This is a genomic window from Methylophaga thalassica (assembly GCF_030159795.1).
GTDB classification, from domain to species: Bacteria; Pseudomonadota; Gammaproteobacteria; order Nitrosococcales; family Methylophagaceae; genus Methylophaga; species Methylophaga thalassica.
Genome location: NZ_BSND01000004.1, coordinates 100729 through 120767 on the forward strand (window position 1 = coordinate 100729; position 20039 = coordinate 120767).

A 20039-nucleotide genomic window follows, 5' to 3' on the forward strand; every position below is an offset into this window, starting at 1 on the left:
GAAGCATAGCATCTACTCCAAATTGTACGGCAAATGGCAGTGGGGTAGAGAATGTCTATGTGGTCACCAAGAATTGATACAAATGCCCGGGTTAAATACATCGGTATCGTGGATGCCATTGAAGCGGATATAAAAAATCGCTTATTGAAACCCGGTGATCGTTTGCCAGCACAGAGACAAATGGCTGATGCACTCTCTGTCGATTTGACGACGGTCACAAGAGCGATTAATGAGGCCGCCAGAAGAGGTCTGGTTGAAACCCAGAGGGGAAATGGCTGCTTCATCGCTCAAACCACTTTCTCTCATTACAACTCATCTCAGCTTATTGAAGGCAAACCGCTGGATTTAAGCATGAACAACCCGCCCATTCCGAGCGGACTGAATCTTGAGAAAAAAATTTCAGAAGCTATCAGCGAGCTAAGTCTATCCGGTATTTCTGCATCACATCACCTCTGCTATCAGGAAACAGCCGGTCATCCGGATGATCGTGAAGCAGGTCAGCAATGGCTATCATCGAAACTTACAGGTTTAAATAGCGATCAACTCTTGATTTCAAGTGGTGCTCACAGCGCTTTGTTTTGTTTGTTGAGTTATCTCAAACGTAAAGGCGCCAAAACCATAGCTGCTCCAGAGTTTTCCTATCCTGGATTGAGAGCAATGGCCGAGCAGTTACAACTGGACGTTGTCGGTATCAGTATGGATGAGCAGGGAATCATTCCAGAACAGCTACAACTACAATGTGCGAAACAAACAATCGATGTTTTGTATGTCATCCCCAATATTGATAATCCCACCACAGCGACCTTGTCTGTACAGCGTAGAGAGTCGTTAATTTCCTTAGCAAATCAATATGATATGACTGTTATTGAAGATGATCCTTATTACCAGTTCATCGATGAAAAACTGCCGTCACTCTACAACATGGCAAGAGATCGCACCTGGCATATTGCCACAATTTCAAAATGTCTCAGCCCATCTTTACGTGTTGCTTATATCGCCTCACCCAACATTAATGATGCCTTGGGTCTGACAGAAGAAATGCGAATCAGTCATTTAATGGCACCACCATTGATGACGGCCGTTGTCTCACACTGGATCAGGCACCACAAAATTGATGAGATCACTCAGGCGATTAAGACTGAAAATATCAGAAGACAGTCATTAGCTCAGTCAATTTTTCAGCAAAGTGATATTGCCTCTCATCCTGCCTCACCGCATCTTTGGTTGAGAATGCCACATGGATACAAAGCATTAGATTTTGCCGAACAAGCAAGCAGGATAGGGGTTTCTATTGTGCCTTCAACGGCATTTGTCATGTTCCGAAGTCGTAGTCAGGCCGTTCGAATTTCACTCGGGGCCAGCAGTGACTATGAGTCATTAAAACAAGGGTTAACGCTGTTGTCGGATTTATACCGGCCAGGATTAATTCGTTCAAAAACCATCGTATAACAACAAAAACATACTCGTTTTCAGCATTTAGCCACAGAGGAGTTCCTGTGATGAGCAAACTATCAGAAATACCCATTAAGGTTGAAGTTTATGATGCCTTATCCGACTGGGAAGTACACACCGGTGAGGGTGAGAATGTCATTGCCAAGCGAATGAAAGGCCGGTTCAGGACTTTAAAAAACTTCGGCATGTCTGTCTGGCTAATCTACTTTCTCGGCCCTTACTTGCGTTGGGATGGGCATCAAGCTGTTTTACTTGATATTCCTAAACAACAATTTCATTTATTTGGTTTGACTTTATACCCGCAGGATATCTGGGTACTGTCTTTAACACTATTGTTCTTCGCCATATTATTGGCTGCTGCAACCAGTATTGCTGGTCGTGTCTTTTGTGGTTATTTCTGTTTCCAGACCGTATGGACCGACGTATTTACCTTTATCGAAAGCCAGTTTGAAGGCAATACGCCACAGAAACAGCGTAAATTTAACGCAGCTCCCTTGACGGCAAATAAAGCGATTCGAAAGCTCGGCAAACATGTTGTGTGGTTAGCGATTGCCATCCTCACTGGTATCTCATTTTCAGCCTGGTTTACCGATGCCTATCAGTTATGGGGCGATATTTTCTCTCTTCAGGCCGCCACACCAGTTTGGGTAGCCATGGGCATATTTACCTTTTTCACATACTGGTTTGCTGGCTTTATGCGTGAACAAGTCTGTTTCTGGTTATGTCCTTATGCACGTCTGCAGGGTGTGATGTATGACCAGGAAACGGTTTTACCTGCTTATGATGCTGTTCGCGGTGAACCAAGAGGTAAGTTATCACGCTCTGGTGTACAAGAGGCTAATAAAGGCTCATGTATCGATTGTAAATTGTGTGTTGCTGTATGCCCCACTGGTATTGATATAAGAAAAGGTCAGCAAGAAGGCTGTATCACATGTGGTTTATGTATTGATGCCTGTGACAGCATCATGGATAAAATCAATGAGCCAAGAGGCCTGATTCGTTACGCATCTCATAAAGAGCTTCACCAAGGTCAAACTAAAGTCAGCCTTTGGAAACGTCCTCGAGTCATTGTTTACAGTTTGATCATGGCGTTTTCTATTATTGGTGTCGGCTATGGCTTTACTCATTTTGAACCTACTGAATTTAACGTGGTTCACGAAAGAAGACCTTTGTATATACAAATGAGTAACGGTGACATTCAAAATAAATACACCTTAAAACTGCTGAATAAAACAGATCAGCCACTCGTTGTGAACTATCACATTGAGGGTCTGCCATCAGCCAGCGTAGAGGGTTTAGAGCAGGGCATTACGATACAGCCAGGTAAAATCGTCCCTGTCACAGCCTTAGTCAGATTACCTTCGGATACGACCTCATCTGGCTTGCATGAATTTGACTTTGTCGCCACGAGTGAAGGGAATTCAGCCATCAGTAACCGTTATAAAGCGGTGTTTATTGCCCCTTAATTTAGGTTAGATATTACAAAAGGTTAGTTATGTATCAGTATGATTCTTATGATAAAGCGCTCGTTTTAGAGCGTGTCAGACAATTCCGTGATCAAGTGAATAGATATATCAATGGCGCGTTGTCTGATGAAGAGTTTATGCCACTGAGATTACAAAATGGTCTCTACTTACAAAAGCATGCTTACATGCTACGTGTGGCGATTCCTTACGGCACTTTGTCTGCAAATCAACTACGCACACTAGCGGATATTGCCGATCAGTTTGATAAGGGGTATGGCCATTTCACTACACGTCAAAACATTCAGTTCAACTGGATAACGCTAGAGCAAGTGCCCGATATCCTTCAGAAACTGGCTGATGTCGAAATGCATGCTATTCAGACTTCAGGCAACTGTGTCAGAAATGTCACCACGGAAGCGTTTGCGGGTGTTTCAGCTGACGAAGTGGTTGATCCAAGGCCATACGCAGAAATTATTCGTCAGTGGTCAACGATTAATCCTGAATTCCTGTTTTTACCACGCAAATTTAAAATTGCTGTGTCTTCCTCAACCGAAGACCGTGCTGCAGTAAGAACGCATGATATAGGTCTATATCTTTATCGTGATGCTGATGATGAACAAATCAAAGTTAAAGTGATGGCCGGTGGTGGGCTAGGTCGTACACCGATCATCAGTGAGTTATTAAAAACCGATCTGCCATGGCAGGAAATGCTGACCTATCTGGAAGCCGTCCTGCGTGTTTATAACCGTCATGGCAGACGTGATAATAAATATAAAGCCCGCATCAAGATTTTGGTGAAGAGTCTTGGCATAGAAACTTTTGCCGCTGAAGTGGAAAAGGAATGGCAGAACCTGAAAGGGGGACCAGCTCAGTTAACGCAAGATGAGTTTCAGCGTGTTGCCAAGCAATTCGGTATTGACTCTTATGAGGCAACAGATAGCAAAGAATATGTAAATCTACTGAGTGAAAATAGTGCCTTTGCCAATTGGATTAAACGGAATACACATGAACATAAACACTCAGATTATGCTTCAGTTGTGATTTCGACCAAACCTGGCCCTGCAACACCGCCAGGCGACGTGACATCACATCAAATGCGTGCTGTTGCTGATATGGCAGAACAATATGGCTTTGCAGAAATTCGGGTAACCCATGAGCAGAATCTGGTATTACCTTCGATTAAAAAAGCTGATCTCTTTGTTTTATGGACTGCTCTTCAGTCAGAGAATCTAGCTGCACCTAATATTGGCCTGCTAACAGACATGATTACCTGCCCGGGTGCTGATTACTGTTCGCTGGCAAACGCAAAATCTATCCCAATTGCTGCGGCAATACAGCAACGCTTTTCAGATTTAGATTATCTACATGATATTGGCTCACTGAGTTTGAATATTTCTGGTTGCATGAACGCCTGTGCCCATCACCATATTGGCAATATTGGCATTTTGGGTGTCGATAAGAATGGTGTGGAGTGGTATCAAATTACCATCGGCGGTGATCAAGGCAAAAATGCTCGTTTGGGCAAAGTGATTGGGCCATCATTTCTGGCGGATGATGTGCCAGATGTTATCGACACGCTTATCAATGTCTTTCTTGAATACAGAGAGCTGGATGAGAGCTTCAGTGACACAGTTGATCGTATTGGAATCCCGCCTTTCAAAGAACGTGTTTACCAAACAGCGGAGATGAATTAATGAAAAATATTATTTGCCTTCGTGATACCGAGCAGCCTCTGATTATCGAGCATGATAATTGGATTTTGATCAAAGAATTGGAAGATATTGATCAACATTCCGAGCATGAAAAACTGATCTTACCGTTTAGCCTGTGGGTCGAGTCTGTTGAACATCAGCCAGCTAACAGAGCAAAAGCCGTGTGGCTGCAGAATGATGCCGATATTTATACCTTATCACCCTGGCTTGAACAGCTGGAGCTTATCGCACTCGATTTTCCTAAATTTACTGATGGTCGGGCCTATAGCCAGGCAGTAGAGTTACGAACACGACTGAAGTGGAAGGGCGAGTTGCGAGCGACAGGTGATGTATTACGAGATCAACTGAGCCATATGCATCGTTGTGGTTTCGATAGTTTTGCTGTCAGAGAGGATAAAGATGTGTTTGATGCGATTAAGGGCATTTCTGGTATTAGCACGATGTACGCTGGTTCAGTATTAAATCCTGAACCTCTGTTTAGACGACGCCAGGATATTCGCTGAATAGGGCAAAACACAGAGAGGTATAAAATGGAAACAAAACCCTATAATTACGATATTGTGAAGTTTTTTACGGTCATGGCGTGCATTTATCTGGTGATCGGCACTGGTGTAGGTGTATGGATCGCCTCTGAGCTTGCCTGGCCGGTATTAAATTTTGATAATCCTTACCTGAGTTTTGGACGGCTGCGGCCTGTTCATACCAATACGGTGATTTTTGCTTTTGCCGGCAGCACATTAATGGCGACAGCCTATTATGTTGTTCAACGCACATGCAGTGTCGCTTTATGGAGTAATAAACTGGCCTGGTTCACTTTCTGGGGCTGGAATGTTGTCATTATCGGCATGTTTATCACGCTGCCATTGGGTTATACCCAGTCAAAAGAATATGCTGAGATGGAGTGGCCTCTGGACGTATTAATCACAGTTGTCTGGTTGGCTTTTACTTTTAACTTTATTATGACTATCGCCATTCGTCGTATCTCACATATCTATGTGGCTAACTGGTTTTATCTGGCGATGATGATTGCGATTATTTATTTACATGTCGTCAATAGCCTGTCTATTCCAGTGGAACTATGGAAATCCTATTCTATTTTTGCCGGTGTTCAGGATGCGATGATTCAATGGTGGTGGGGCCACAATGCCGTTGGCTTTTTCCTGACAGCAGGCTTTCTTGCCATCATGTATTACTTTGTACCTAAACAGGCTAATCGTCCGATTTATTCTTATCGTTTGTCGGTTATTCACTTCTGGGCGTTGGTGTTTGGTTACGTCTGGTTAGGAGCTCACCATCTTCAATACACCGCGTTACCTGACTGGACTGGATCACTGGGTGCGGCTATTTCCCTGGCCATGATTATTCCTTCATGGGGTGGAGCGATTAACGGCATGTTTACCTTAAGTGGTGCCTGGGACAAACTGCGTACAGACTATATTTTACGGTTCCTGATTGTGTCATTGGCTTTTTATGCCATGTCGACATTTGAAGGCCCGGTTATGTCATCTAAAACGGTTAATGCCTTATCTCACTATACAGACTGGACGATTGGGCACGTTCATGCGGGAGCACTGGGTTGGGTTGCCATGGTATCTATCGGTGCTATCTATCATATGGTCGAAAAACTATGGCGAGTGCCTTTGTATTCAACCAAACTGGTAAACACCCATTTCTGGATGGCGACCATCGGTACCGTTATCTACATCACAGCTATGTGGGTGTCAGGCATTATGCAAGGTTTGATGTGGCGTGCTTATGATGATTACGGCAATTTAGCGTATACCTTTGTGGAATCAGTCGCACAGATGCATCCTTATTACGCCATGCGTGCTGTGGGTGGTTTGGTGTTTTTCCTTGGTGCTGTTGTTATGCTGTTCAACGTGACGGTCACTATTCGTCAAGCGGTTAGACAAAATAAACCTGTTATTCAGTCAGCCACTTCATAAGCGATAAGGAGTCAATAATGAAATGGTTTATTGGTGAATTTTTTGCAATGGATATTGCTGCAATGACTGCTTCAGACTGGTTGGCAACCTGTATGAGCGTTTTATTAGCGATTGCGATAGGGATAACGTATTACCGGGTTTTTCATCCCAGGTATAAAGCAGAACTTGAGTCTCACCGGCATCATTTAATGCATGACGACAGCTGAAATAAGAGCCCCACTGGATGTGGGGCTTTTTTTACGTATCTAAATATTGTTTAGCTTTCAATACCGCTTCAGTTCGGTTTGAGACTTGAAGTGTATTCAAAATAGCGCGGACATGAATTTTAACGGTACTTTCACTTAAGCCCATATCCAAGGCAATACGTTTATTTGAAGCACCTTTTGACATCATGGCAAATACTTCTTGCTGACGAGGTGTAAAGTCAAAGGTGTTGTTTGAAACGGCTTCACTGGGGATGGCCGGGTGAATCGAAATGCCATGGTTTAATATCAAGGTTAAAGCTTGGATAATTTCCTCATTTTTCATTGATTTAAGGATGTAACCTAAAGCACCTGCAGCCATCGCGCTCTGAGTGTCTTCAGGATTATCTGAAGAGGTAATGACAATTAGGGGAACGTCTGGAAAACGTGTCTTAATCTGTTTAATACCTTCAACGAAATTCAGGCCGGGCATGTGTAAATCCACAATGAACGCTGACCAGTCTTGTTCAGATTGTATTCGTTGAATCAACTCATCAAAACTTGTCGCCTCAGTACAGCTATATTCGGAAAAATGTTGCGTTATCAGCATGACTAAGGCGTCACGATAAAGCTCATGGTCATCAGCAATCAGCAATTTCATGATGTTTATTTATCATTCCTTTTTGTTCTATGGCAAAGTATCGCATGACCTTATTTTGTTGTCTCCTTGATATGACCTAATCACATTGCCATGAATACGCATCAAAAGTGGTTCTTACCAAAACGCGCCCGAACTATTGCAATTTGGGCAGTGGTGGTCATGCTATGTGGTCTGTCATTTTCATTGCTCGGTTTTCTAGAGCTGCAAAAAATCACCCAACAACGACTGTTTCTGGAAACAGAAAAAAATGTAAGGTCTCATATCGAACAAATCCAAACCAATATTGATATTTCACTCGACTCACTGGGAAATGTCGCTGATTTATACCAAGCCAAGGGGGACATCAGTACTGCTCAGCTAGAACGTATATTTGATACCGAAACACATTACCATGCCGGCACCCGTGGTTTAGCCTGGGTGCCTAAAGTGACTGAGCAAGCACTAGCTGTTTTTGAGGAACACGTTCGTGCCGAGGGAATAAGTGATTATCACGTTTATGAGGTTACTGGACATGGCATGCCGAAACCCGTTAATGAACATACCGTCTACTTTCCTGTGCGGGCAGTCTATCCTCCCTTAGGCACTGATCTGCGATATGGCCTTAATTTAGCTGCAGTGGCTACCCGTCAACATGTAATGAGTAAAGCAAGCAATACACACAAAACAGCCATTACCGATCGTGTTTCCATTTTTTATCAACAACAACACTTATATGGCTTTCAGGCATTTCACCCCTTATTTGACCACGAGCAAAACCTGTTAGGTTATGTGGTCGGCTTGTATGACTTTAAAGGGCTGTTTGGCGATGTGTTTGATAATGATGATGTGGGCTTGGCTTTATACGATGGTAGTACAAACAGCCAACAGTTGCTTTATAACAAAAATACGACATTATCCAGTGTCACTCAGTTAAGAAAAAGTAAAGATTTGCACTGGACGTTTCCATTGCAAGTAGCTGATAAACAATGGCTTATCAGTGTTTTTCCTGATGTCAGTTCACACCGGGCTTCAGAGTCACTTATTCCTTATGTTGGTCTGATTGCCGGCACATTAATCACTAGTTTACTGTCTGTTTATCTCTTTCTGGCTTTATTAAGAACCCAGCAATTAACAGAGATGAGCAGCCATCTTGCTGGCACCCATCAGCAATTGGATATACAGAAACAGTTAAAACAATTGGCTGACGAAGCTAATGAAGCCAAGTCCAACTTATTACGTGCTGCCAGCCATGATCTCAGACAACCGCTTCATACCATCGGATTGCTAACGGAGTTATTAGCTCAAAGTCAGAGCAGCGAACAACAAAAAGTACTGTCAGGAAAAATCCATTCTGCTGTTGATAATATGAATAGTATGTTTGGTGCTTTGCTGGACTTGAGTCAGTTGGATGCAGGTAAACTCACTATCCAGACTGAGGTTTTTCCTGTCAGCAAGCTGTTAGATAAGTTATTTGTTGAATTTGAGGTGTTGGCAGAAGATAAAGGGCTTGAATTTCACTATATCTATAGCTCAGCAGTCATTAAAACAGACGCTAACTTACTTGAACGCATGCTGCGAAACCTGCTGAGTAATGCGATTCGTTATACAGCCAAAGGTCGCGTCATTATTGGATGCCGACGCCATATTCAATTTATCCGTATTTGTGTGCTCGACTCAGGTATTGGCATCAAACAGCAGGCACAACAGCATATTTATCAGGCTTTTTATAGGGAGGAAGAAGCCCGTAAAATGGTGGATAAAGGCTTAGGACTGGGTTTGTCGATTGTGAGTAAAACAGCGAAAAGCCTCAATTTGAATTTTGCTTTTGATTCAATAGCAGGTAAAGGCAGCCTGTTTTACATTGATGTGCCATATGCTGACAATGCCGTTGCTATGAACAGCAGCGTAATGCAACCTGCGTCATTTGAACCGTTGCACCTCACTATCTGGTTAATTGAGGATGATGCTGACACTCGATATGGTATGCAACAGCTGCTGGAAAGCTGGGATTGTGAGTATCAGAGCTTTGCAGATAAAGCCACTCTGCAGAAATATCTACAGGCATCACCTCTAAAGCCAGATGTCATTTTGGCTGATTATTATTTAGCTGGAGACAATGGGATTGAGTTGAGCCGGTTGATAAGCAATTTCTACAAACAAACCATCCCCACATTGATGGTGACAGCTTCTATGGAACGGGAACAAACCATTAGGCAAGCCACTATGTTTGATGTTCTTATCAAACCTGTTAAGCCTGAATCTTTATATCTGTGGTTACGAAATAACGTTACTTAGTTCGATCGGACTAGTCCATCAGGAGAATAGTGTTAAATCGTATTGGCTGAAATAATCATACTTCCTCAAAAATATAAGAAGGAAGAGAGAATGACTACACGCACAGTTTTAAAAACCGCATTGACTGCGGCAATCATGTTGACCAGTTTATCCAGCCTTGCAGCAGGTGCTTTATCGGTTGATAAGCAGATTACCGTGAATGCTAATCCTGCCACAGTATGGAAAATGGTAGGTAACTTTAATGGTCTGGATGTCTGGCATCCAGTTGTGGTGATGAGTGAAATCAAGACCGGCCAAAATAACCAGCCGGGTGCAGAACGTCTATTAAGTCTGGGAAATGGCGCAACTATCACTGAGAAACTAACTGCCTATTCAGATGTTGATACCAGCTATTCTTATGCCATTATGGCTTCACCACTTCCTGTCAAAAACTATGAGTCGACGATTACTGTTAGCAGTGCAGGTGAGGGTAAAGCGAATGTTCGCTGGAGTTCATCGTTTGATGCGAATGGTGCTGATGATCAAGCCGCGATTGACGCAATAACAGGCGTTTATGAAGGTGGCTTAAACCAATTACAAAAAGATTTTGCTCAATAATTCCATAAGTTCGTTTTGATCTGTTTAAGACGCTGGGAAGCTATTGCCTCCCAGCGTCTTTATTTTTTCTAGCTAGTCATGATGACCTCAGCAAGTGATACCATGCACGCTGTTTATTCATTTTAATGAAATGTACATGACGCAGATACCATCAGTGATACAAGTTCAGCGAATAAAAGTCATCACGGCTGGTATTTGCGCAGTGATTTTGACAGTGGGCATCGCTCGTTTTACCTACACACCATTTCTGCCATTGATGCTTAAGCAGACAGATTTATCACTGGTCAATAGCGGTTGGCTGGCCACCTTCAATTATATTGGTTATCTGATGGGGGTGTTATTGGTGTCATTCACCAATAACCTGTCATTTAAGTTTCGTTTTTACCAGTGTTGTTTGTTGGTTGCCGTGCTGTCCACCATCGCAATGGGCATGACCACCGAGTTGTATGGCTGGGTTGTATTACGATTCATTGCTGGAGTGAGTGGAACTGCTGGCGTCATATTATCCTCAGGCTTTGTATTGAGCTGGCTGAAGCATCACCAGTTAAAACCAGAACTTGGATTACATTTTATGGGGCTTGGCCTCGGTATAGCGATACCGGGAACAGCCGTAGTATTGATGAACCACTTTTTTGCCTGGGATAGTCAATGGATCCTGATGGGACTGTTTGGCATCGTATTTTTTATACCTGCCTGGTTATGGATACCACCACCACATTCAACACAACACAAAGCCTCGCAAACGCTAGCTGAGCCACCCCGCAGCTGGATGATAAAACTTATCTTGGCTTATGCCTGTGCTGGAGTCGGTTATGTAGTCAGTGCCACCTTTATCGTCGCTATACTTGAAAATATGCCGCAGTTAGCCGGTAAGGGTGACTGGATTTGGGTGGTGCTGGGACTTGCAGCGGCACCTGCCTGTTTTTTGTGGGATAAAGCCGCCAATAAAGCAGGGGAGATCAATACCTTATTGCTCACTTATGTTCTACAGACGGTGGCGATTCTGATCCCGGTACTTTCAGATTCATTACTAGCCAACCTGATTGCTGCCGCAATCTTTGGTTGTACCTTCACCGGCATTGTAAGTTTGATGCTGACCTTTATCGGTCACAAGTTTCCAAAAAACCCGGCAAAAGCCATGGCGCGTTTAACAATTTGTTACGGTATCGCCCAAATCATAGCTCCAGCCGCAGCGGGCTATCTGGCCAGCCATAATGGTAATTACAATCTTGCTTTGATGTTGACCGCGATGATTATGGTGGCTGGAATGGTTTTTCTTATTGCCGTCAAGCGTGAAAAATTTGTCACCGTGAACCTGGATTAATCAAAAACCGTCGTGAAATATTTTAGTAGCAGGCCCGATAGTCTGCTAACGACGTCTTTGGTCGCTAAGAAATAGGGTGATAAATAATGTGGATAGATTGGGCCATGATAAATTTATTTTGTGCATTAATTCAAAATAGCAGCGGATCACATGTTGTGAGTTAAGTTAATTTTATCTAAACTCAATCGCTCGCAATGGAGAGCACTCACAAAAGTACATTCAATTTTTTATTCTAAATTTATGTCGTCCACTTGTGAGTGCTTTCCGCCTTTTTACTCTACAGCTATAGCTTGTGTTATTTCAGACAGCCATCGAGTGAAGTTGAATATCTTTACTGGGCGGCTGACCAAAAAAGCGGCTGTATTCCCGACTAAATTGTGACACGCTGGAATAACCTACGTGCATACAGGCAGTGCTGACATCCATCATTTTTGACAGCATCAGATGTTTTGCCTCATACAGACGTAACTCTTTCTGAAACTGTAACGGGCTCATTGATGTTATCGCCTTAAAGTGATGATGGAATGACGATATGCTCATATTGACGCGCTCAGCCAGTTCATCGACTTTCATTGGTTCAGTGAAGTTGTCCTGCAACCAGGAAATGGCAGCTGAGACTTTTTGCAGATGGGAATCTGTGGTCGCAATCTGCACCACTAGTTTGCCGATATGACTTTGTAACAAACGGATATAAATTTCTTCCATCACTAGCGGAACCAGCAAGGTTGATTCTTCTGTTTGTGCAGACAAACTAATCAAACGGGTAGCCGCTTCGATAATATGCGGGTTAGCCTGACCAATAAAAATCGGTTTGGTGTGTGCGGTTTTAGGTAAACCGTAGGGAAATACCTTTAGTGCCGTTTCGGCCAGCTTTTGCTGATCCATATTGATAATCAAACACAAATAAGGCTCATCTTCACTGGCCTGAATAATCTTGGCTGAGACCGGCACTTCGGTTGAATAAACGGCCATGCTGGAATCGTCATACTCGTAAACATCACTTCCGATAATGGCGCGTTTAGCGCCCTGAGCAATAATGCAGATACCGGGCTGGCTGTTGCCGCGAACAGCAACTTCGTCAATTTTAGATACACGAAAAACACGAACGCCTGCGATAGGTAAATCAAACAGGCCATCGTGTGGGGCATAGCGGCTAAGTAATTCAGCCAACGGTTTTGTATTCATCAAGGTTTATCTAAACAAGGAAAAGGGCAGCCAGCAACTGACTGCCCGTATAGGATTAAGCCGTTAATGATGCCATATCGATGACAAAACGGTAACGCACATCAGAACGTTCCATACGCTCAAATGCGGTATTAATTTCATCCATTTTGATCATTTCACATTCCGGCAGAATGTTCATTCGACCACAGAAATCCAACATTTCCTGAGTTTCTTTAATACCACCAATTAATGAGCCGGCAATACGGCGGCGACCAAAAACCATCGGCGCTGTGTTTGGCCCTTCAATAGGACCAATCTGACCGACCATGACCAGAGTGGCGTCATTATCTAATAATGGGATGTAGGGATTAAGATCATGATTTACTGGCACAGTATCGATAATCAGATCAAAACAGGAAGCGGCAGCCGCCATCGCGTCTTCATCTTTTGATACCAGGAAATTATGAGCACCCAGTTCCCGAGCATCGGCTTCTTTTTTGGGTGATGTACTGATGACTGTCACATCAGCACCTAAACCAACAGCGAGTTTGATGGCCATATGACCTAAACCGCCCATACCAACGACACCTACACGGCTACCAGGGCCTACATTCCACTCTCTTAGAGGTGAATAGGTAGTGATACCGGCACATAATAATGGCGCTGCTTTAGCCAGATCCAGATTTTCAGGCAAGCGTAATACAAACTCTTCACGAACAACGATGTGTTTGGCGTAACCACCTTGAGTCATCTCGCTGGTGATACGATCCGGTGAGCCGTAAGTCAGTGTGAAGGCATTACGGCAGTATTGTTCATGATCGTTATGGCATTCATCACATTCCTGACAGCTATCGACCATACAGCCAACAGCGACATGATCACCGACGTTATATTTGCTGACACTGCTGCCAACGGCTGTCACACGACCAACTATTTCATGACCCGGCACAACCGGGTATGAAGAACCGCCCCAATCATTTCTGGCAACGTGTAAATCGGAGTGACACACACCACAATAGAGAATTTCCATTGCTACATCATTATCGCGTAATTCTCTACGTTCAAAGTGAAATGGGGCGAGTGGGGTATCGGAAGAATGGGCTGCATAACCAACAGTTTTCATAGATGTAACTCCCTTGGATAAAAGAATTAGAGGTGAGAATACTATAGACGGAACGATAAGAAACCACTTGCCTAATACTACAGCCTTTATGTGTGTTTCTACGTAATTAAATATTATCGTTCCAGTCATCCCCGTAATAAACGGGGATAACTTAGCTGTGTATCTATAGTGACTCAGTTACATCCACAACGTTCCAGAAATGGACGTTTAGCTGCCGATAACACCACCATCATTTTTAGTAATCAGCACCGTTGTTGAGCGTGGGCGTGTTTTACCATCAGAAGCCGGGTAGCTTAATCCTGGATGCTGGATATTAACCCACATCGCTTTGTAATCAGGACTCCAGGTAATCCCGGTCAGTTCACAGCCTCTCGGTCCAACTAAAAAGCGTTTGATTTCCTGCGTTTGCGGGTTGGCACATAACACCTGATTACAGCCCATGTTTGCCATGAACGGATCGTCGTCATCATAGTCAGTCATAATCCACAAACGGCCATCCTGATCAAAGCCTAAACCATCAGGTGAGGAGAAAATATCTCCTTGAATATTACCGACTAAATGATCGGCTACTTTGTGACCTTCAGCATCAGTGGCGTCTGGCTTCTCACCTGCAATAACGAATAATGACCAGTTGAATGAGGTAGCTGCCGGATTGGCTTGCTCCTCCATGATTTTGATTATCTGACCATGACGATTATCAGGACGTGGGTTGGCGGCATTAACGGCAAATTCTTTGCCGCGTTTATTGTTGTTGGTCAGTGACACATAGACATCCAGATTGTGTGGATTCACTGTGGCCCATTCCGGACGGTCCATGGGTGTTGCACCTAATAGATCAGCCGCAGCCCGAGCATTAACTAAAACTTCAGCCTGGCTGGGGAAACCATTTTCTGCTGTTAGTCCTTCATTACCATGTACCAATGGTAACCAACGACCCGTGCCATCATCGTTAAAACGCCCCACATACAATGTGCCTTGATCCAATATGTCTTTATTATTGTCCATCTGGGTTTTATCAAAGCGTTGAGACGGTACAAATTTATAGACATATTCACCACGAGTATCGTCACCAGAGTAAAACGCCAACTGACCATTATCCGCCAGTGAGGGTGCTACACACTCGCGGCAGAAACGACCAAAGGCTGTGCGTTTAATGGGTTTGCTTTGCGGATCAAAAGGATCAATTTCGACGACCCAACCAAAACGATTAGGCTCGTTGACGTAACCCTGATGGGGCAGTGAAGCATCCGGTGTTGCATCAAAACGCGCATCAATCGTGCTCCAGCCATAATAATTGTCGTTTTTGTCATTAGAAATGCCATAACGGTGATGAGAGACACGAGACTGGTAATCTGTTTTGTCGTGATTGACGAAATAGTTATGCCAATTTTCTTCACAGGCCAGATAGGTACCCCACGGAGTGAAACCATTCGAGCAATTATTCAAGGTGCCGATAATTTCATTGCCATCAGGATCAGCGACTGTTTTGAATAGGTCATGACCGGCTAAGGGACCGCTGGCCTGCATCGGTGTTAATGTTGAGATACGGCGGTTATAGAGTGAGGGGTAAACGCGTTGCCATTCACCGTGACTGTCTTTATTCACTTCAATGACACTGACACCGTGTGCCGCTTGTTCTTTTTTGACATCGTCGGGCAAACGTTTGCCATTGCCATCATAAATCAATCCATCGGTATGGATGGTGGGATTAATGTATTCATGATTGATCACCATCAAGCCACGATTATTGTTGTCGGGAAAGGCAAAAAAGTGCATGCCATCATGGTTATCACCAGCCTGTTTCAGCTGTTCCTGCCAGGTATTACTGGCATCGGCTTTCCATTTTGTTGCTCCTGTTTCCACCGGATCACCCCAGGAGAAGAAGGCTTTTGCCTGATAGCCATCTGCGACCACCACTTCATCAAATAAGGGATCGGTACGTGGCTGAATAGGCTGAAAACCAATATAAGGGGCAGGGGGGATGGCATTTTCACCGGCAAAGGCAAAACGACTACCCATGTTCAGTCCTAGAAAGCCTATAACGGCGGCATTTAAACTGCCTTTTAAAACATCACGGCGTGATAACACCATTTTATCCAGGCTTTTTTGCTCGGTGCTGTTAATAATCTCATCATCATAAGATGCCAGGCGTTGATGAAAATCTGAGTGTGTCGGCTGTGTCATGGCGAGTTATCTTCTTTTAATGAATACGGTATTCAAAGGTGTTACGAACATTCGGTACAGGTACCGCTTTTCCGTTAACCATACGAGGCGCGTAACGAAAGGTTTTGGCAGCAGCTAATGATGGCCGTTCAAACATCGGATGACAGTCAGCCAATACCTCGGGAGACTCTACACGGCCTTGTTTGTTTACGGTATATCGAACAGTGCAATCACCTTCCAGACCTTTACGCAAAGCAGTTCTGGGATAGTCCGGTACCTGTTTTTCAATCGGTTTATAGTGTTCCACAGAAAATGTTTCAGTTGCTAGCTCGGATGGATTACTTTGTGTTTTTTGTGGCACATTTTGCTTATTACTACTTGTCAGTACTGGGCTGTCAGGCAACTTTTCTGCAGGTTTTTCTTGCTTTGTCGGTTGGCTGACAGGCGGAACCGGCTTGTCTTTAAGTGGTTTTATTTGCTTTTCTATTTTCTTTTTTACAGGTGTTTTTGGTGCGGGTTTTTCTATCGGTTTGGCTATGGGGTTTTCAACGCGTTTAAAGGCCAGTTCATTTTCAACAATACTTTGTTTAGGTTTAACTTTTGGCTCGATAACAGGTTCAGGTATAACCACCGGCTTTACCTCTTCGAACACGGCTTTTTTTACCGGCTGAGGAAGTTCGACCATGCGGATATTCACTGTTTTAACGACCGGTTCATGCTGAGTCACCGGTGTCCATGAGTGAAATAATAATGCGGCAATGGCAATATGAAACAAACCTACTTCAATTAATGCAGATTTGTTTATCTCAGAGGCAGTAAACGGTTTACTTAGATAAAGTGGATCACGCATAGCTAACTCAGGCATCGGGCGACTCCGTAATCAGGCCCACATCATCGATACCCACTTGCTGTAATGCGGCAATCGCTTTTACAACTGAAGCGTAATCCGTGGCTTTATCACCACGGATAAAAAATAGCAGCTTGTCATTCTGCTGTTTAATCTGCTCTATTTTTTCGACCATGTCATCCAAGCTGACTGCTTGATCTGAGCGGGATTGAATATCGACTTCTGAACCCACATTCCAGTAATAACTGCCATCAGCAACCACCGATAAAGTCAGAATCGTTTTCTGACTATCAGTGGGTAACGCTTCCGCTGCAACCTTAGGTAATTCAAGTTTAACGCCTTGTACCAGTAGCGGAGCTGTGACCATAAAAATCACTAACAACACCAGCATCACATCGATATAAGGCACCACATTCATTTCTGCCTTCAAGGCATGTTTAGCAACCGGTTTTCTTAGCATGACGACCTCACGCAGCCTTTGCCAATGGTGCTCTGTGCATCACTCGCTGTAATCGGGTGATGAACTCATTACCAAAATGATAATAAAGCGTACTGATAGCCCCGGCGCGTTTACTCAGCTGGTTATAAGCAACCACTGCCGGGATCGCTGCAAATAAGCCGATAGCGGTGGCAATCAGGGCTTCAGCAATACCCGGGGCCACGGTGTTTAATGTCGCTTGTTCAACCTGGGACAGGCCAATAAACGAGTTCATAATGCCCCAGACCGTACCGAACAAGCCGATGTAGGGGCTGACTGAACCAATGGTAGCCAGGTAAGAAAGACCTTTTTCAAGTTCGGCTTCCTGCTCGCCAATATTCACCAGCATGGCACGTTCTACATTTTCTACCTTTTCATCCTGCGGCATAGTGGCGATATGCTGATATTTCTCATACTCCTGCCAGCCAGCCTGAAATATGGCTGGAATCGCTTTGTGTAAAGTCGCTTTTGTTGTTGCTTCAGGTAATGACGTCATATCCGCCGTTTGTCTGAATTGCTGCTGAAACAGCTTATTTTGTTTCTCCAGACGACTTAATACATTTGAACGCCACAGGATCAGATACCAGCTTACCATCGATGCCAGTACTAAAATCAGCATCACAATTTTCACTAAAACGCTGGCATCACTGACCAGACCCCAAATAGTCATTTCATGCATTGCAGTTTCCATGATTGACTCCTTATTTGCTCAGTTTAGACAGGCCGAGTTGATCAGCAATCTCTGACCAGGGCACATATTTGAAGTTTTGATTTTCCAATGGCATGCGATTGCGTCCATCCTGAACAACTAACATGCCTTGCTGCCATGGTTGGCCAAAATTGACGCTACTGACATCCAGACCATCTGTTTCTGAAACACCATCAATGCCGGATGCTGTATTAAAGCCAATACGAAATACACCGCGATAAGTGAAGGGTGGCAGAGCATCAAGCACAACATAGCTATCATTGCCCTGACTGGATATCACTAGATAATCCTGTTTGTCGTTCTGATACAAACTGATCCCTTCGATATCGTCTTTCAGATGTTCACCGACAGGCATGACCTGAGTCATCACCGTAGATTGATCGGCACGGGCATCAAGTGTCCAGACTGCTCTGTTTTCTTCACCAATAAATAAACGATCATGTTTATCATCGGCCACACAGCCTTCAGGTTGCGTGGCAACTTTAAATTCACGGACCAGTTCACCGGCAATCTTGCCTTGTTTGTCCTGCATCTGATATTGGAAAAAGCGGCCGTCTTTATCATTCACAATGGTGTAGATATCACCTTGTTTATTTTTATACATACACAGGCCATAAATATCCTGTGCCGTGGTGCTAACTTCACCCATTTCAGTGACAAGACGACTTGCTGGATCGATGGCAAACACATGCAGTGAGTTATGATCACGATTGCTGGCAACCGCTAAATCAATCTGTTTACCATTGAAATGAAAACCATGACGGACATCGACATTATTCAGTCGTCCAACAGGCAAAAATTGCTGGGTTTTGCCTTTTAAATCATAAACAACTAAACCGCCTTGTTTATCCGTACCTAATACCAGACTTTGTTCCGGGTTGGCTTTGTTGACCCAGATAGCTGGATCATCAGCCGCATCGCCTAAGCTTGGTACAGCATCGGTTTGTATTGCTGGTTTAACCAGCGGGATAGGCGGGGGCGATGTCAGCGATGTATGCGTCCATGGTAAGGTATAAAAAGCAATTCCAGCATCGTGTTTGATAGCAATCTCTAACTGCTCACCTTCCACTCTTGCACTGATACCCTCAGGCTCTAGCACATTGTGCAGAGCAAATTCGGACTGATGTTGCCAGCTTCCTTTGTTATCAATATAAGTGTGTAACACGTTGGCTTTTGCATCGAGAACTAACAAGCCACCGGGTACAATTGCCATGCCAACAGCGCTTTTTGTAAGCTGTCCAAAAGGGTGGGTCATCGCAATTGGGAAACGGCTCAATTCTGCTTCTGGATGGGCATCATAAGCCCAGATGCCTACCTTTTCTTCATTGATATACAGTCGTGACTGAGCGTCATCTACCTGGCAGTATTCACTATCAGGTGGTGTGCTCAGATGGCGAATTAATTGAGGGAGAGCAATGGGGGAGGTAGCATCAGCTACCAACCATTGCTCTCCTTGTCCCTGTTCACCAACCAGAAACAAGAACCCATTTTGTGCTTCATCCTGATACAGACAAACCCCTTCGATTTTAAAGGCGGGTTTAGGCAGATAGGTGGTTGCTGTCCACTTTTCAGAGCCGTCATTCAGAACAGTCAGCATGGCTTGTTGGCGATCCAGATCTACGGTTGCCAACAGCAATCCTTGCTTCAACTGTCGATGATCTATGCTGCCAAAGTGACCTTTTAATAAACTCAGTGTTTTGCCTTGATTGTTTTCAAGCGCAATACCATTGTGTTTGTAAGACACCAGACGGTCAGCCTTGGGAATACCGGTTTTACTAACTAGCTGTGCTGACTCAATATGTGAATTACCTTCTGCATTGATGGCTTTCAGCGTGTCATCTGCAATCACAGAAAGGGGTAAAGACATCATCATTAATGATGCTAATAATTTCGGTTTTAATGTTAAATTTTTCATTTTATATTCTATATTTATCAATATGT

Annotated in this window: 17 protein-coding genes; 9 read left to right on the plus strand and 8 right to left on the minus strand. The window is 43.9% G+C overall.

Annotation, left to right across the window (positions count from 1 at the left end; genetic code table 11):
- Window positions 1-57 precede the first annotated feature (57 nt).
- Genes QQL60_RS05400 through QQL60_RS05425 form a run of 6 tightly spaced genes read left to right on the plus strand, consistent with a single transcriptional unit; the run spans window position 58 to window position 6782 of the window.
- Window positions 58-1449, plus strand: coding sequence for an aminotransferase-like domain-containing protein (locus QQL60_RS05400; RefSeq protein WP_284450815.1), 1392 nt, complete (start codon window positions 58-60; stop codon window positions 1447-1449).
- 50 nt (window positions 1450-1499) lie between these two features.
- Window positions 1500-2918, plus strand: a complete 1419-nt coding sequence (gene ccoG, locus QQL60_RS05405) for a cytochrome c oxidase accessory protein CcoG (protein ID WP_284722667.1) — start codon at window positions 1500-1502, stop codon at window positions 2916-2918.
- A gap of 29 nt (window positions 2919-2947) precedes the next feature.
- Window positions 2948-4612: a nitrite/sulfite reductase gene (locus QQL60_RS05410; RefSeq protein ID WP_284722668.1), complete on the plus strand. Its 1665-nt coding sequence runs from the start codon at window positions 2948-2950 to the stop codon at window positions 4610-4612.
- Window positions 4612-5133, plus strand: coding sequence for a DUF934 domain-containing protein (locus QQL60_RS05415; RefSeq protein ID WP_273180358.1), 522 nt, complete (start codon window positions 4612-4614; stop codon window positions 5131-5133). Before QQL60_RS05410 ends, QQL60_RS05415 begins: the two co-directional genes overlap by 1 nt.
- Window positions 5134-5160: 27 nt before the next feature.
- Complete coding sequence (gene ccoN / locus QQL60_RS05420) at window positions 5161-6576, plus strand: cytochrome-c oxidase, cbb3-type subunit I (RefSeq protein ID WP_273180359.1); 1416 nt, start codon at window positions 5161-5163, stop codon at window positions 6574-6576.
- Between the two features lie 17 nt (window positions 6577-6593).
- Window positions 6594-6782: a hypothetical protein gene (locus QQL60_RS05425; protein ID WP_273180360.1), complete on the plus strand. Its 189-nt coding sequence runs from the start codon at window positions 6594-6596 to the stop codon at window positions 6780-6782.
- A gap of 31 nt (window positions 6783-6813) precedes the next feature.
- Here the strand turns inward: QQL60_RS05425 and QQL60_RS05430 are convergent, their stop codons facing one another.
- Entirely contained in the window at window positions 6814-7419 is a 606-nt protein-coding gene (locus QQL60_RS05430) for a response regulator transcription factor (protein WP_284722669.1), read from the minus strand.
- A 90-nt stretch (window positions 7420-7509) separates the two neighbouring features.
- On the opposite strand from QQL60_RS05430, the gene QQL60_RS05435 reads away from it, so the two are divergent.
- From QQL60_RS05435 to QQL60_RS05445, 3 genes are all read left to right on the plus strand, one after another.
- The gene (locus QQL60_RS05435; protein ID WP_284722670.1) at window positions 7510-9693 is read left to right on the plus strand and encodes a CHASE domain-containing protein; all 2184 of its coding nucleotides are present in this window, start codon (window positions 7510-7512) and stop codon (window positions 9691-9693) included.
- 90 nt (window positions 9694-9783) lie between these two features.
- Window positions 9784-10290: an SRPBCC family protein gene (locus QQL60_RS05440; protein ID WP_284722671.1), complete on the plus strand. Its 507-nt coding sequence runs from the start codon at window positions 9784-9786 to the stop codon at window positions 10288-10290.
- 136 nt (window positions 10291-10426) lie between these two features.
- Window positions 10427-11614: a YbfB/YjiJ family MFS transporter gene (locus QQL60_RS05445; RefSeq protein WP_284722672.1), complete on the plus strand. Its 1188-nt coding sequence runs from the start codon at window positions 10427-10429 to the stop codon at window positions 11612-11614.
- 300 nt (window positions 11615-11914) lie between these two features.
- Here QQL60_RS05445 and QQL60_RS05450 read toward each other — a convergent pair whose 3' ends face one another.
- The 7 genes from QQL60_RS05450 to QQL60_RS05480 form a co-directional block, all read right to left on the minus strand.
- A complete protein-coding gene (locus QQL60_RS05450) occupies window positions 11915-12799 on the minus strand; it encodes an AraC family transcriptional regulator (protein WP_284722673.1) in 885 nt (294 codons plus the stop codon).
- Between the two features lie 55 nt (window positions 12800-12854).
- A complete protein-coding gene (locus QQL60_RS05455; RefSeq protein WP_284722674.1) occupies window positions 12855-13901 on the minus strand; it encodes an NAD(P)-dependent alcohol dehydrogenase in 1047 nt (348 codons plus the stop codon).
- Window positions 13902-14108: 207 nt separating this feature from the next.
- A complete protein-coding gene (locus QQL60_RS05460) occupies window positions 14109-16085 on the minus strand; it encodes a PhoX family protein (RefSeq protein ID WP_284722675.1) in 1977 nt (658 codons plus the stop codon).
- Between the two features lie 16 nt (window positions 16086-16101).
- Entirely contained in the window at window positions 16102-16929 is an 828-nt protein-coding gene (locus QQL60_RS05465) for a TonB family protein (RefSeq protein ID WP_284722676.1), read from the minus strand.
- Complete coding sequence (gene tolR, locus QQL60_RS05470; protein WP_284722677.1) at window positions 16922-17371, minus strand: protein TolR; 450 nt, start codon at window positions 17369-17371, stop codon at window positions 16922-16924. Before tolR ends, QQL60_RS05465 begins: the two co-directional genes overlap by 8 nt.
- A 7-nt stretch (window positions 17372-17378) precedes the next feature.
- The gene (gene tolQ, locus QQL60_RS05475) at window positions 17379-18080 is read right to left on the minus strand and encodes a protein TolQ (RefSeq protein WP_007145101.1); all 702 of its coding nucleotides are present in this window, start codon (window positions 18078-18080) and stop codon (window positions 17379-17381) included.
- A gap of 10 nt (window positions 18081-18090) precedes the next feature.
- Window positions 18091-20013, minus strand: coding sequence for a phytase (locus tag QQL60_RS05480; RefSeq protein WP_284722678.1), 1923 nt, complete (start codon window positions 20011-20013; stop codon window positions 18091-18093).
- Window positions 20014-20039: the final 26 nt, after the last annotated feature.